Here is a 13,114-nt window from a genome sequence, read left to right as displayed (position 1 = left end):
AAAAGACTCCTAGAGTAGCGCCATGCCTCACCGCAAAGCCGCACAGAACGCGGCGACCGAGGCAGAACCCTCAACCACTGAAGCTCTGGAGTCGATCATGAACAAATCCCTCACTGGCAAAATTGCACTGGTCACCGGCGGCAGCACTGGCATCGGCCTGGGCGCCGCCCAGGAACTCGCCGCGCAAGGCGCCCGCGTCTTCATCACCGGCCGCCGTCAGGCCGAACTGGACGCCGCCGTGGAAGCCATCGGCCCGGCCGCCACCGCCATCCGCGCCGACGCCTCGGTGCTCGCCGATCTCGACGCGGTGTACGCGCAGATCGCGAAAAGCGCCGGCCGCCTGGACATCGTCTTCGCCAATGCCGGTGGCGGCGACATGCTGCCGCTGGGCGCGATCACTGAGGAACACTTCGACCGCATCTTCGGCACCAACGTGCGCGGCGTGCTGTTCACCGTGCAGAAGGCCCTGCCGCTGCTGACCGATGGCGCCTCGGTGATCCTCACCTCCTCCACCACTTCGATCCAGGGCACTGCCAACTTCAGCGTGTACAGCGCAAGCAAGGCCGCCGTGCGCAACTTCGCCCGCTCCTGGGCGCTGGACCTGAAGGATCGCGGCATCCGCGTCAACGTCGTCAGCCCCGGCCCGGTGCGTACCCCCGGCCTCGGCGACCTGGTCCCCGAAGAAGCCCGCCAGGGCCTGTTCGATGCCCTCGCCAGCCAGGTGCCGCTGGGTCGCCTGGGCGAGCCGCGGGAGATCGGCAAGGCGGTGGCCTTCCTCGCCTCCGACGCTTCCAGCTTCGTCAACGGCATCGAGCTGTTCGTAGACGGCGGCATGGCCCAGGTCTGAGGCGACGGGGCGTGCCCCTGCTCCGGCAGGGCACGCCCTTTTTTTCAGTTGGCCAGTAGCCCCAGGCGGTCGAGGCTTCGGGCGGTGGCGACGATGGCCTCCTCGGCAGGCCGCGGCGACCAGCCCAGCAGCCTGCGCGCCTTGGCGCTGGTGGAGTTCAGGGTGCGCCCCAGCAACGGCACGGAACCCTTGAGCGCCGGGTCCTTGAGCGCCCCCAGGCGCACCACCCAGTTGGGCAGCACGCGCGTCGAGACCTTGGCCGCGACAGGCCCCATACGCTCCTTGAGGAGGCGGGCGACCTCCCCCAGCCACAGGCTGTCCCCCGCGGTGGCGATGAAGCGCTCGCCGCGTGCTGCGGCGTGGGTCATGGCCAGTAGGTGGAGATCGGCCACATCGCGCGCATCGACGAAGCCGCAGTTGATCTTCGGGCTGCCCGGCTGGCCGGCCAGCAGGTTGCGGATCAGCCGGATCGAGTGCGAGTAGTCGGGCCCCAGCACCGGCCCGAGCACAGCCACCGGGTTGACCACCGACAGCTCCAGCCCCTGCCCTTCACGGGCGATGAAATCCCAGGCGGCGCGTTCGGAGAGGGTCTTGGACTTCTGGTAGAGCCAGACGTCACTGGCGGAAAGATCGCTCCAGTCGTTCTCGTCGAACGGCCGCCCGATCTCCCCATGGCCCGCGCAGATCGCGCCGAAGGCCGAAGTCAGTACCACCCGCCTGACCCCGGCATCGCGAGCTGCCCGCAGCACCCGCAGGTTGCCTTCTACGGCCGGGCGCACCCAGTCGTCCTCGTTGGCGTGCAGGCCGGTCGGGGTCGGCGAGGCGCCGTGCAGCACGTAGCGGCAGCCGCCGACAGCTTCGGCCCAGCCCTGGTCCTGCTCCAGGTTGGCGACCACGAAGCTCAGTCGCTCGCCGGCGTCGATACCGCCTTCACGCAGGTTGGCGCGCACTTCGTCTTCCCGCGCCAGGGAGCGCACCGTAGCCCGCACGCGGTAGCCACCGCGCAGCAGGGCGAGGATGCAGTGCTGGGCGATGAACCCGGTGCCGCCGGTGACCAGTACGGTTTCTTCGATCATGTTTTCTCTCACGCTCAGTAACCCCGCCACCTGGCGGGCCGGTGGGAGGCAAGCTACGCCCGTCCCGCCGAACCGTGAATGCGCCGGAGTGCGCATTACTTGCGTGAGCGTTCAAATTCACCCGTGGCCCGCTCGCCGGTTGCCCGGCTCACGGCCCGATGCGAACCTGAACACCACCGAAGATGCAGCAGTCCCGACAAGGCACCCGACATGAACGCATTTCTGCCGCCCAGGTCCGACCCGCTTTCCGACTTCCTGCGCGTGGCCGACGCCCAGCTGACCGTGGCCGGCGGCTTCAGCGCAGGCGGTGACTGGAGCCTGCGCTTCCCGCCGCCGGCGCACCTGAAGTTCTTCGCCCTGGTGAAGGGCGAATGCTGGCTGCAGATCGACAGTGAAGTGGAGCCGGTACGGATCAAGGAAGGTGACGTGTTCATCCTCTGCTCGCGGTGCTCCTTCGTGCTGGCCAGCGACCTGGGGCTGACGCCGCTGGACGCGATGCAGGTGTTCAGCGGCGAGGCCGGCGAGCGCACTGCCACCCTGGGCAACGGCGAGGACTGCATCCAGCTGGGCGGCCACGTGCGCCTGGACCCGACCAGCGAGGAACTGGCTTTCCGTCTGCTGCCACCGGTGATGCAGGTGCACGCCGGCTCGCAACAGGCCGGGCGGCTGAAATGGCTGCTCGACCAGATTGTCGAGGAGCGCACGCAGTGGCGGCCGGGCGTGGGCCTGGTGTCGGCGCAGCTCACCCAGCTGCTGTTCGTGCAGACCATGCGCGCCTACCTGGAAGCCGCCGACGCGCTGCCCTGCGGCTGGCTGCGGGCGGCCAGCGACAAGCGCCTGGCACCGGTGCTGGGGCTGATGCACAACGAGCCGGGCCGAGCCTGGCAACTGGGCGAACTGGCCAAGGCCGCGGGGATGTCACGCACCAGCTTCGCCGTGCACTTCAAGTCGATCACCGGGATGCCGCCGCTGGGCTACCTGAGCCAGTGGCGCATGGTCCTGGCGCAACAGGCGCTGCGACGCCGCGACGTGACCCTGGCGGAGCTCGCCGCAGAGCTGGGCTTTGCCTCCGAGAGCGCCTTCAGCAACGCCTTCAAGCGCATCACCGGCAGTGCGCCGCGGCACTATCGCAACCAGTGGCGTAACACCGCGCAGTAAGCCTGCGGGCAAAGGAAAACCCGCGTGGCACCAGGCCACGCGGGTTGATTCAGGCGGATAGGATCAGGCCGCTATCAGACCCCCGACTTGATCCGGCTCCAGTTACGGGTGATCAGACGCAGGATCGACGGGCTCGGCGGCAGGCTGACGTACATGCTTTTGACCAGCTGCGCATCCGGGTACACCGCCGGGTTGCCGCTGACCTTCGGGTCCATCAGCGCCTTGGCCGGCAGGTTGGCGTTGGCGTAGTGCAGGTAGTCGCTGGTCCTGGCGATCACGTCCGGGCGCATCAGGTAGTTGATGAAGGCATGGGCGCCTTCGGGGTTGCGCGCGTCCTTGGGAATCGCCAGGTTATCGAACCAGATGTTGGTGCCTTCCTTCGGCACGCTGTACTCCACGTCCACCGAACCGCCGGCGTCCTTGGCACTCTTCTGCGCCTGCAGCACGTCGCCGGAGAAGCCGATGGCCAGGCAGATGTTGCCGTTGGCCAGATCAGCGATGTACTTGGTCGAGCTGAAGTAGGTGACCGAGGGCTTCAGGCTTTCCAGCAGTTTGGTGCCGGCCTCGTAGTCCGCCGGGTTGTTGCTGTTCGGGTCCCGGCCCAGGTAGTGCAGCGCCAGCGGCAGGATCTTCGCCGGCGAGTCGAGCAGGGCTACGCCGCAGCCCTTGAGCTTGGCCAGGTTCTCCGGCTTGAACACCAGGTCCCAGGAATCCACCGGTGCGTCGGCGCCCAGTGCGGCCTTGACCTTGGCCGGGTTGTAGCCGATGCCCACGGTGCCCCACAGGTACGGCACGGCGAAGCGGTTGCCCGGATCGGACAGCGCCACGCGGGCCAGCAGGTCGGGGTCGAGGTTCTTGCGGTTGGGCAGCAGCGCATCGTCCAGCGGACGGTAGACACCGGCCTTGAGCTGGCGGGCGAGGAAGTCCGCCGAGGGCACCACCACATCGAAGCCGGAATGCCCGGTAAGCAGCTTGGCCTCCAGCACTTCATCCGACTCGAAGGCGTCGAGCACCACGTGGATACCGGTTTCCTTCTGGAAGTCCTGCAGCACGGTCGGCCCGATGTAATCGGCCCAGTTGGCGAAGTGCACCTCTTGCGGCGCCGCCGCCAACGGCAACGCGACACCGGCCAGCAGGCCGGCCAGACAACCCAAAGCACGCTTGTTCATCTCAACTCCTGGAGCGCGCCAGCTAGCGCGGCGCAATGCGATCGGCAGGTGGGAATGGGCCTTCTTCAAGTTGTTTTCGGCCCTGACCGGAAATTAGGCGCGGGGCCTGCCGGCGTCGTTCTTCCGTGCACGCTCGGAATGCGCCATGCTGCTGCGGACCCGCAACGCTGGGCAGGCGGCCTCGCGCGCCCTACCCTGCGGGCCCCGACGGCGGAGGATTGGCGGAGGATTGGAGAGTGGACGAGGAAACCGAACGCACCCGCGCAGTGGTGACGCGCTACCACCAGTACTGGATGGACCGCGATATCGAGGGCGTGCTGGGCATGTTCCACCCGCAGGTGCAGTACTGCGACTTCTACAACGACCTGGAAATCCCCGCCGCCGAGCTGCCGGCCTATATCCGCACGGCCATGCCGCGCAGCCCGCAGCACCGCATCGAGCACATCGACAAGATCCGCGCCGACGGCGACACCGCCTTCATCCAGTACCAGTCGCGCCTGACCCTGCGGCGTAGCAGCCGGCTGGCCTCGTTCCGCGCCAGCGAGGCGATCACCGTGCGCGACGGGCTGATCTGGCGCGTCCACGAATACGCCACGCCGGTGCGCGAACAGCGCAGCGAAGGCCCCGGCGACCAGCAGCGCCTGGGCCTGAGCTCGGCGCAGGTGGGCAAGATGCTGCTGGACATCGAGTCGTACTTCGGCAGCGCGCGCCCCTACCTCGATCCGGAGATGGACCTGGAACGCCTGGCCCGTGCTACCGGCTATACCCGCAACCAGATTTCCTACCTGCTCAACCAGGTGCTCGGGCAGAGCTTCTACCGCTACCTGAACCAGGCGCGCATCGTCCACCTGCTCGAACGCCTGCGCGAAGAACCCGCCGCGCGCATCGACGAGCTGGCCTTCGCGGTGGGCTTCAACTCGCTGTCGGTGTTCTACCGCTGCTTCCGCGAACACACCGGCCAGCCGCCACGGGCCTACCTGGCGGCGCTGGCCACGCAGCGCGGCGAAGACTGAGCCACGCCCGCCGCGGCCTCAGGCATGCTTGCCGGAAGCCGGCGCAGCAGCAGGAGCCGGCGTGGCGTACTGCGGCTTGAGCTTGCCGTCGTCGTCGAGCAGCCAGGCATCCATGATCTCGCGCACCACCGGGCCGGCGACGCGGCCGCCGGCCTCGCCGTTCTCGATGGTCACCGAGACCACGATGGACGGCGCAGCCGCCGGGGCGAAGCCGACGAACAGGGCGTTGTCGCGGTGGCGTTCCTGGGTCTTGAGGCGGTTGTAGCGCTCGCCCTGGCGGATCGCGACGATCTGCGCGGTGCCGCTCTTGCCGGCGATGCGGTACTGCGCGCCCTGCCCCGCCGCCCGCGCGCCGCCGCCCGGATCGTGCATCACCAGCTGCATGCCGTAGTTCACCGCATCCCAGGCATGGGGGTCGTGCAGGCGGATATCGGGCATCGGATCGCTGTCGACGACATCCTCGCCGCCCACCGACTCGGCCAGTCGCGGCCGGTGCCAGACGCCCTTGCTGGCGATCAGCGAAGTGGCCTCAGCCAGTTGCAGCGGCGTGACCTGCATGTAGCCCTGGCCGATGCCGAGGATCACCGTCTCGCCGGGGTACCAGACCTGTCGCCGCGTCGCCCGTTTCCATTCGCGCGAGGGCATCAGCCCGCTGGCCTCCTCGTCCATGTCGAGGGAGACCTTGCTGCCCAGGCCGAAGCGGCTCAGGTAGTCGTGCATGCGGTCGATGCCCAGCTTGTGCGCGACGTCGTAGAAGTAGGTGTCGTTGGAGCGCTTGATCGCCGTGTCGAGGTCCACCCAGCCGTCGCCGCTGTGGTTCCAGTTGCGGTACTTGTGGTCGTAGTTGGGCAGCTGGAAGTAGCCCGGATCGAACACCCGCGTGGCCGGCGTGATGGTGCCGGTGTCCAGCCCGGCGATGGCCACCACCGGCTTGATGGTCGAGCCCGGCGAATAGAGCCCGCGCAGCGCGCGGTTGAACAGCGGCCGGTCGATGGAGTCGCGCAGCTGCGCGTACTGCGCCGAGCTGATGCCGTTGACGAACAGGTTGGGGTCGAAGCTCGGGTTGCTGACCATCGCCAGCACCTGGCCGCTGTTCGGGTCCAGCGCCACCACCGAGCCGCGGCGGTCGCCCAGGGCCTTCTCGGCAGCCTGCTGCAGGTCGACGTCCAGGCCCAGCACGATGTTCTCGCCGGCCACCGGCGGCACCTTCTTCAGCACCCGCATCACGCGGCCCTGGGCGTTGGTCTCGACCTCTTCATAGCCCACGTGGCCGTGCAGCTGCGCCTCGTAGAAATGCTCGACGCCGGTCTTGCCGACGTACTCGGTGCCGCGGTACTCGGTGCTGTCCAGGCGCGCGGCCTCGCGCTCGTTGATGCGCCCGACGAAGCCCACCGAATGGGCGAAGTGCTCGCCGTAGGGATAGTGACGGATGAATTCGGCATCCACATCGATGCCCGGCAGCTTGTAGCGGTTGACCTCGACGAGGGCGATCTGCTCCTCGCTCAGGTCGTGGAGGATGGTCACCGGCTCGAACGGATGGCGGCTCTTCTTCAGTGCCTTGTCGCACTGCAGGCGCTGCTCGGCGGAGAGGTGAAGAATCCCCGTGACCTGGTCGAGCACCTCCTGCGAATTGCCCGCGCGCTCGCGGGTCAGGGTGAGGTTGAAGCTGGGCAGGTTCTCGGCGAGCACCTTGCCATTGCGGTCGAAGATCAAGCCGCGTTCCGGCGCGATCGGCAGCACGTGGATGCGGTTGTTTTCGGAGACGGTGGCGTTGGTCGCGTAGTCGGTCACCTGGAGGAAGTACATCCTCGCCACCAGGGTCACGCTCATCAGGGCGACCAGCGCGCCGCAGGCCATCAGTCGTCGATTGACCAGCTTCGACTCCTGCTGATGGTCCTTGAGTTTGATCGGATCGTGCATCGGGATTCCAGAAGCACCGCAGCGATTCCCGCGCCTGTCGGCGGGCGCCCCCGCGCAGGGCGGTGGCGATCGGTGCGGCCTTGTCACAGCGGATTCGGGACGGAAGGCGCCGGCGCCCGTCAGATGGCATACCGGCGCGGCATGGTAGCAGTCGAGGCCGGCACTGACACGTCGGATTCCGACCGGCAGGCCTCTCCAGCCGGCATCGCCCCGCGGGCCGGGCATCCGAATTCGCCGGCAGGCGGCTCGCTTGAGGTACCATGCCGCGCCGAAAAACCCGTCGCCCTGCTGGTCGCCCATGTCCTCGAACGCGCTCTACACCGATCTGTCCTGCTACTACGACCTGATGTGCGCCGACATCGACTACCCGGCGCAGAGCCACTGCGTGCGCCGGCTGCACCAGCTGTTCGGCAACCCACCGGCCGGGCGGCAGGAAAAGCGCCACCTCGACCTGGCCTGCGGCACCGGCCCGCACGTGCGCCACTTCCTCGACGCCGGCTACCGCAGCGCCGGCCTGGACATCAACCAGCCGATGCTCGACATCGCCGCCCAGCGCTGCCCCGAGGCGCGATTCAGCCGCCAGGACATGGCGGACTTCCAGGTCGACGAGCCGCAGGACCTGATCACCTGCTTCCTCTACTCGATCCACTACAACGCCGACCTCGAGCGCCTGGGCGCCTGCCTGGCCAGCGTGCACCGCGCCCTGGCCACAGGCGGCGTGTTCTGCTTCAACACGGTGGACAAGCTGCAGATCGACAACGCCTCCTTCGTGCGCCACAGCATCGAGCACCAGGGCAGCGCCTTCACCTTCGGCTCCGGCTGGTACTACCCCGGCAGCGGCGAGCGCCAGGCACTGCGCCTGAGCATCGAGAAGAGCACCGACGGCGTGACCCGGAGCTGGCAGGACGAACACCCGATGGTCGCCACCAGCTTCGCCGAACTCCAGCAACTGCTGCAGCCTTCCTTCGAGGTTCAGGTGTTCGAGCACGATTACGAGCGCATCACCCCCTGGGCCGGCCGTTCGGGCAACGCGCTGTTCGTCTGTGTGAAGCGCTGAAGGCTGCTCGGTGCCTGGCCTGTCTTCTCGCGTCAGGGATGCTGCGGCGCCAACGAGTGCTGCGTGAACCCGGCGCATTGACATATCGGTAAATACCGATATCATCGCCCCATGGAATTACTCGACGTCTTCAAAGCGCTCTCGAACCGGACCCGCCTGGACATCCTCAAGGGCTTGAAGGATCCGCTGAACAGTTTCCCTCCGCAGGACGAGGGCGACGTGCTCACCGTGGGCGTTTGCGTCAGCAGCATCCAGGAAGGCGTCGGGCTGTCGCAGTCGACCGTCTCCGACTACCTCGCGACGCTGCAACGCGCCGGGCTGGTGGAGGTCAGGCGCATCGGCCAGTGGACCTACTACAAGCGCAACGAAGCAGCCATCAAGGCCCTTGCCGACGCCATCGGTACCGACCTGTAATTTTTTATCTTCACATATCGTAAATTCGCGATATCCCTTTTAACCGAACTGGAGAGCCGAGATGGCCTGGAACTCAGGGTAAAACACCACTGCAATATATCGAATTTTCGCGATATCCCTTTTTCAAGAAATGAGGTTTTGCCATGCAAGCGATGCTGCTCAAGTCCTTCGGTGCTGCGGATTCCTTCGAACTGTGCGAGGTCCCCAGGCCCGTGCCGGGCGCGGGACAGGTCCTGGTCCGGGTCCACGCCACCTCCATCAACCCCCTGGACTACCAGGTCCGCCGCGGTGACTACGCCGACCTGGTGCCCCTGCCGGCGATCACCGGCCACGACATCTCCGGGGTCGTCGAAGAGGTCGGGCCGGGGGTGACCGCCTTCGCTCCGGGCGACGAAGTCTGGTACACCCCGCAGATCTTCGACGGTCCGGGAAGCTACGCCGAGTACCACGTGGCGGCGCAGGGCATAGTCGGCAGGAAGCCGGCCTCGCTGAGCCATCTCGAGGCGGCCAGCCTGAGCCTGGTGGGCGGCACGGCGTGGGAAGCGTTGACCGTGCGAGCAGCGCTGAAGGTCGGCGAAAGCATCCTGATCCATGGCGGCGCAGGAGGCGTGGGCCACGTCGCCATCCAGTTGGCCAAAGCCATGGGCGCGCGGGTCTTCACCACCGTGCGCGAGGAGAATTTCGAGTTCGTCCGCGGCCTGGGCGCCGATGTGCTCATCGACTACGAGAAGCAGGATTACGTCGAAGTCATCCTGCGCGAAACCCAGGGGCACGGCGTCGACGTGGTGTTCGACACCATCGGCGGCAACACCCTGTCGCGCAGCCCCGACGTCCTCGCCCAGCTCGGCCGGGTGGTCAGCATCGTCGACATCGCCCAGCCGCAGAACCTCATCCAGGCCTGGGGCAAGAATGCGAGCTACCACTTCGTCTTCACCCGGCAGAACCGCGGCAAGCTGGATGAATTGAGCACGCTGGTAGAACGCGGCCAACTTCGACCGCACGTGGGCGCCGTCTACCCGCTGGCCGACATCGCCCGCGCCCACGCCCGGCTGGAGAGCCCGAACAACGGCCTGCAGGGAAAGATCGCGATTGCCGTAGTGCCCTGACCCGATCTCACGCCGCAGGACTCACTTCCCCGAGCAACCCACTACAGAGGTATCCCATGATCTACGAGATCGCTCTACTGCCCGTGCGCCACGGGCAGATTGAACGCTTCCGGCAGGCCTTCACCGAGGTCGCTCCGCTGCTGTGCCGCGCGAAAGGCTACTGCGGGCACCTGCTGGCCCAGGGCATCGAAACGCCGCAGCACTTCAACCTGATCGTGCGCTGGCAATCGCTCGAGGACCACACCCCAGGCTTCGAAGCGAGCGCAGACCACCAGTTGTTCATGAACGGCCTGCAGGACTATCTCGCGGCTGAGCCGCAGGTCTATCACCTGGAGGGAGCGGCATTCGCTGACGAGGCTCCTGCCGTTTGACGCGCCACTTCCGTGAGCGCTGCACCTCGCCGGTTGTCACCTTTCCCAGGGGGCAACCGGCGCCTCCCTGACATTGACCTGGCGCTGCTGATACCCCTTCAGCCTGAGCGACCGTCCCGCACCAGGCTGGCCAGCAGGCTGTCCTGGGGCGGCCGCTGCACGAAGTAGCCCTGCAGGCCGCTGAAGATGGCTTCGGCCAGTTGCTGCTGGTGCCGGCTGTCGTGCAGCCGGCGGCAGTCGGCATCGTTGGAGATGAACCCGGTCTCGACGAGGATCGACGGGATATCCGGCGACTTGAGTACCGCGAATCCGGCCTGGTCCACACGCTGCTGGTGCAGGCGGGTAATGCCGCCCAGGCTGCGCAGCACGCTGTGCCCAAGGTCCAGGCTGGAAGCGATGGTGGCGTTGATCGACATGTCGAGGATCACCCCGGCCAGCGCCGGGTCCTTGCCCTTGAGCGGGAGATTGCTGGAGGTGCCGATCAGGTCCGCGCCGTTCTCGCGCTGGGCCATGAAGCGCGCCAGGGTCGAACTGGCGCCGTGCTCGGACAGCGCATACACCGAGGCCCCGGAAGCCGAGCGCCTGGGCGCCGCGTCCGCATGCACCGAGACGAACATGTCGGCATTGCAGCGCCGGGCCACTTCCACCCGCTGGCGCAGCGGGATGAACACATCGACGTTACGCACCAGGCGTGCCTTGAAGCCCGGCTGGCAATCGATGCGCCGGGCCAGGTTCTGCGCGATCAGCAGGGCGACGTCCTTCTCCCGCTCGCCCTTCGAGCCGAGGGCGCCGGGGTCCTTGCCGCCGTGGCCGGCGTCGACCACCACGACGATGTCGCGCCCTCCATTCAGGACTTTCTGCGCGGCGCCGGCGGCCACGGCCCTGGTGGCTCTGGCTCGCAGGTCGAGCACCAGCCGGTGGCCCTTGCCGCCTTCCGGTGCCAGGGCGAAGGCATTGACGTCCACCGGCTCGGTGACGTCGAGCACCAGGCGCAACCCCGTGCCCTGGTTACCGCTGCGCAGGTCCTTGAGCAGGCCACCGGGCAGTTTCAGGTGACTGAGGTCCGCGCCAGGATGCGCACCTTCCAGATCGACCACCAGGCGCTCCGGCGCCGACAGCGCGAAGGTGCGGAAGTGGAACGGCCCATCCAGGTCGACCACCAGGCGCAGGCCGCCTCCGGATTGGAAAACCCGTGCATCCAGCACGCGGGTGCCAGCAAAGGCCGCAAGGGAAGGAAGCCAGGCAGCGCTGGCGAGCAGGCTCTGAAGCAATCGACGTCTGTTCATCTGGGAAGGGTTGCAACGGAAGGCAGGAAATTTTATGTTACTTTATAACATCTCAAAATCTCAATGTGATCGCACCGTCAGCGCAACCGAACTCAACTGCCTCTCTGCCCCCTCCCAATAAGCTGGAAATCCACATGATCGATTGCCAATCCCTGCAGTGGGGCCCTCTCCGGCTGCCGCTGACACCGCCGCTGGAGCTGCAGCTGGCCAGCGGCAGCCTGACCGCGTTGATCGGCGCGAACGGCTGCGGCAAGAGCAGCCTGCTGAAAGTCTTCGCCGGCCTGCAGAAGCCCCTGGCAGGCAAGCTCAAGGTTGCCGTCCGCCCGCGGCAAATCGGTTATCTGGTGCAGCAGCAGGCGCTCGACCGACAGTTCCCCATCAGCCTCGGCGAGCTGGTCGGCGCCGGCTTCTGGAACAGCTCGCTGGACACCGCCAGGCGCCGGGAAAAGCTGCGCGAGGTCCTCGCCCTCTGGCATCTCGAAGGCCTTGAGCAGCGGCCCCTGGCCGCCCTTTCCGGCGGCCAGTTGCAACGCGCGCTGCTGGCCCGCCTGAGCCTGCTGGAGGCGCCGCTGCTGCTGCTCGACGAGCCCGATGCCTGCCTCGACGAACCCAGCCAGGAACTGCTCTGGCAGCAGATTCGCCACTGGCACCGCGAGGGCCGCACCCTGGTACTGGTCTGCCATGACCTGGCGACGGTGCGCGAACGCGTGCCCGACTGCCTGCGCATCGCCGCCGAGGGCTGTCGCTACGGCTCCAGCGCGGAACTGATCGTCCCGCGCCAACGGTTGCAGGAGGCATGATGGCCCTGCACGCCCTGTGGCAGCCCTTCGTCGAGTTCGCCTTCATGCGCAGGGCTCTGCTGGGCGGCATCGCCCTGGCCCTGAGCGCCGCGCCCCTGGGCGTGTTCCTGATCCTGCGGCGGATGAGCCTGATCGGTGACGCCATTGCCCACGGCATCCTTCCGGGCGCCGCCATCGGCTTCTGGCTGGCCGGGCTGTCGCTGCCGGCGCTGACCTTCGGCGGCCTCGGCGCCGGGCTTGCGGTCGCCGGCCTGGCGGCCTGGGTGACGCGTCATACCGGACTGCGGGAAGACGCCAGCCTCGCCGCGGTCTACCCCATCTCGCTGGCCTGCGGGGTGCTGCTGCTCGGGCTGGCCGGCAAGCGCCTGAACCTGCTGGAGCTGCTGTTCGGCTCGGCGCTGGCCGTGGACCGCACCACGCTGCTGGGTATGCTCGGCGTCGCTGCCCTGAGCCTGGGCGTGCTCGCGCTGATCTATCGCAGCCTGCTGCTGGACAGCCTCGACCCGCTGTTCCTGCGCAGCGTCAGCCGGCTCGGCCCGTTCGCCCACGGCATCTTCCTGGGCACGGTGGTGCTCAACCTGGTGATCGGCTTCCAGGCCATCGGCGCGCTGATGATGGTCGGCCTGATGATGCTGCCAGCCGCCGCCGCGCGCTTCTGGAGTCGCCGCCTGCCGATCCTTCTGGCGCTGGCGGCCGGCCTCGGCGCGCTGGCGGTCTGGCTGGGCCTGGCGGCGTCCTATGCCTGGTCGCTGCCCAGCGGCCCGGCGATCGTCATGCTCGCCGGGCTGTTCTACCTGCTCTCCGTCCTGTTCGGCCCGGTGCACGGCCTGCTGCGTCGGGGGCTGCTGCCCGTTCCGCAATGAACCCATCCATCCCCTGAACCAACCCCTGAACTAT

At 67.5% G+C, this 13,114-nt stretch carries 13 protein-coding genes; 9 read left to right on the top strand and 4 right to left on the bottom strand.

Annotated elements, in window-relative coordinates; genetic code table 11:
- The first annotated feature begins 97 nt into the window (after positions 1-97).
- Positions 98-847 (top strand): SDR family oxidoreductase, encoded by a 750-nt coding sequence (locus HNP46_RS22880; protein WP_184593543.1) that lies wholly within the window; start codon positions 98-100, stop codon positions 845-847.
- Positions 848-891: 44 nt separating this feature from the next.
- Here HNP46_RS22880 and HNP46_RS22875 read toward each other — a convergent pair whose 3' ends face one another.
- Complete coding sequence (locus HNP46_RS22875) at positions 892-1,923, bottom strand: SDR family oxidoreductase (RefSeq protein WP_184593541.1); 1,032 nt, start codon at positions 1,921-1,923, stop codon at positions 892-894.
- A 210-nt stretch (positions 1,924-2,133) separates the two neighbouring features.
- Between HNP46_RS22875 and HNP46_RS22870 the strand changes: the two genes are divergently transcribed.
- Positions 2,134-3,081 (top strand): AraC family transcriptional regulator, encoded by a 948-nt coding sequence (locus tag HNP46_RS22870; protein WP_184593539.1) that lies wholly within the window; start codon positions 2,134-2,136, stop codon positions 3,079-3,081.
- Between the two features lie 74 nt (positions 3,082-3,155).
- On the opposite strand, the gene HNP46_RS22865 is transcribed toward HNP46_RS22870, so the two are convergent.
- The gene (locus HNP46_RS22865) at positions 3,156-4,250 is read right to left on the bottom strand and encodes a polyamine ABC transporter substrate-binding protein (protein WP_184593537.1); all 1,095 of its coding nucleotides are present in this window, start codon (positions 4,248-4,250) and stop codon (positions 3,156-3,158) included.
- A 236-nt stretch (positions 4,251-4,486) separates the two neighbouring features.
- Here HNP46_RS22865 and HNP46_RS22860 point away from each other — a divergent pair, with 236 nt between their 5' ends.
- Entirely contained in the window at positions 4,487-5,263 is a 777-nt protein-coding gene (locus HNP46_RS22860; protein WP_184593535.1) for a nuclear transport factor 2 family protein, read from the top strand.
- Between the two features lie 18 nt (positions 5,264-5,281).
- Here the strand turns inward: HNP46_RS22860 and mrdA are convergent, their stop codons facing one another.
- Complete coding sequence (gene mrdA / locus HNP46_RS22855; RefSeq protein WP_184593533.1) at positions 5,282-7,183, bottom strand: penicillin-binding protein 2; 1,902 nt, start codon at positions 7,181-7,183, stop codon at positions 5,282-5,284.
- Between the two features lie 298 nt (positions 7,184-7,481).
- Between mrdA and HNP46_RS22850 the strand changes: the two genes are divergently transcribed.
- The 4 genes from HNP46_RS22850 to HNP46_RS22835 all read left to right on the top strand — a co-directional run bounded on the left by HNP46_RS22850 (position 7,482) and on the right by HNP46_RS22835 (position 10,131).
- The gene (locus tag HNP46_RS22850; RefSeq protein WP_184593530.1) at positions 7,482-8,240 is read left to right on the top strand and encodes a class I SAM-dependent DNA methyltransferase; all 759 of its coding nucleotides are present in this window, start codon (positions 7,482-7,484) and stop codon (positions 8,238-8,240) included.
- A gap of 111 nt (positions 8,241-8,351) precedes the next feature.
- Complete coding sequence (locus HNP46_RS22845; protein WP_184593528.1) at positions 8,352-8,654, top strand: ArsR/SmtB family transcription factor; 303 nt, start codon at positions 8,352-8,354, stop codon at positions 8,652-8,654.
- A 143-nt stretch (positions 8,655-8,797) separates the two neighbouring features.
- Positions 8,798-9,760 carry a zinc-dependent alcohol dehydrogenase family protein gene (locus HNP46_RS22840; RefSeq protein ID WP_184593526.1) on the top strand — a complete coding sequence of 321 codons (963 nt, stop codon included), beginning with the start codon at positions 8,798-8,800 and terminating at the stop codon, positions 9,758-9,760.
- A gap of 56 nt (positions 9,761-9,816) precedes the next feature.
- Positions 9,817-10,131, top strand: a complete 315-nt coding sequence (locus HNP46_RS22835) for an antibiotic biosynthesis monooxygenase family protein (protein ID WP_184593524.1) — start codon at positions 9,817-9,819, stop codon at positions 10,129-10,131.
- Positions 10,132-10,229: 98 nt separating this feature from the next.
- Here HNP46_RS22835 and HNP46_RS22830 read toward each other — a convergent pair whose 3' ends face one another.
- Complete coding sequence (locus HNP46_RS22830; protein WP_184593522.1) at positions 10,230-11,417, bottom strand: N-acetylmuramoyl-L-alanine amidase; 1,188 nt, start codon at positions 11,415-11,417, stop codon at positions 10,230-10,232.
- Between the two features lie 134 nt (positions 11,418-11,551).
- Here HNP46_RS22830 and HNP46_RS22825 point away from each other — a divergent pair, with 134 nt between their 5' ends.
- Together HNP46_RS22825 and HNP46_RS22820 are read left to right on the top strand one after the other, a co-directional pair.
- Complete coding sequence (locus tag HNP46_RS22825; RefSeq protein WP_184593520.1) at positions 11,552-12,217, top strand: metal ABC transporter ATP-binding protein; 666 nt, start codon at positions 11,552-11,554, stop codon at positions 12,215-12,217.
- Positions 12,214-13,080: a metal ABC transporter permease gene (locus HNP46_RS22820; RefSeq protein WP_184593518.1), complete on the top strand. Its 867-nt coding sequence runs from the start codon at positions 12,214-12,216 to the stop codon at positions 13,078-13,080. Before HNP46_RS22825 ends, HNP46_RS22820 begins: the two co-directional genes overlap by 4 nt.
- The last annotated feature ends 34 nt before the right edge of the window (positions 13,081-13,114 follow it).

Origin of the sequence: Pseudomonas nitroreducens, from assembly GCF_014204515.1 — a bacterium.
Classification (GTDB): domain Bacteria; phylum Pseudomonadota; class Gammaproteobacteria; order Pseudomonadales; family Pseudomonadaceae; genus Pseudomonas; species Pseudomonas nitritireducens_A.
This window is presented reverse-complemented; position numbering and strand designations above follow the sequence as displayed.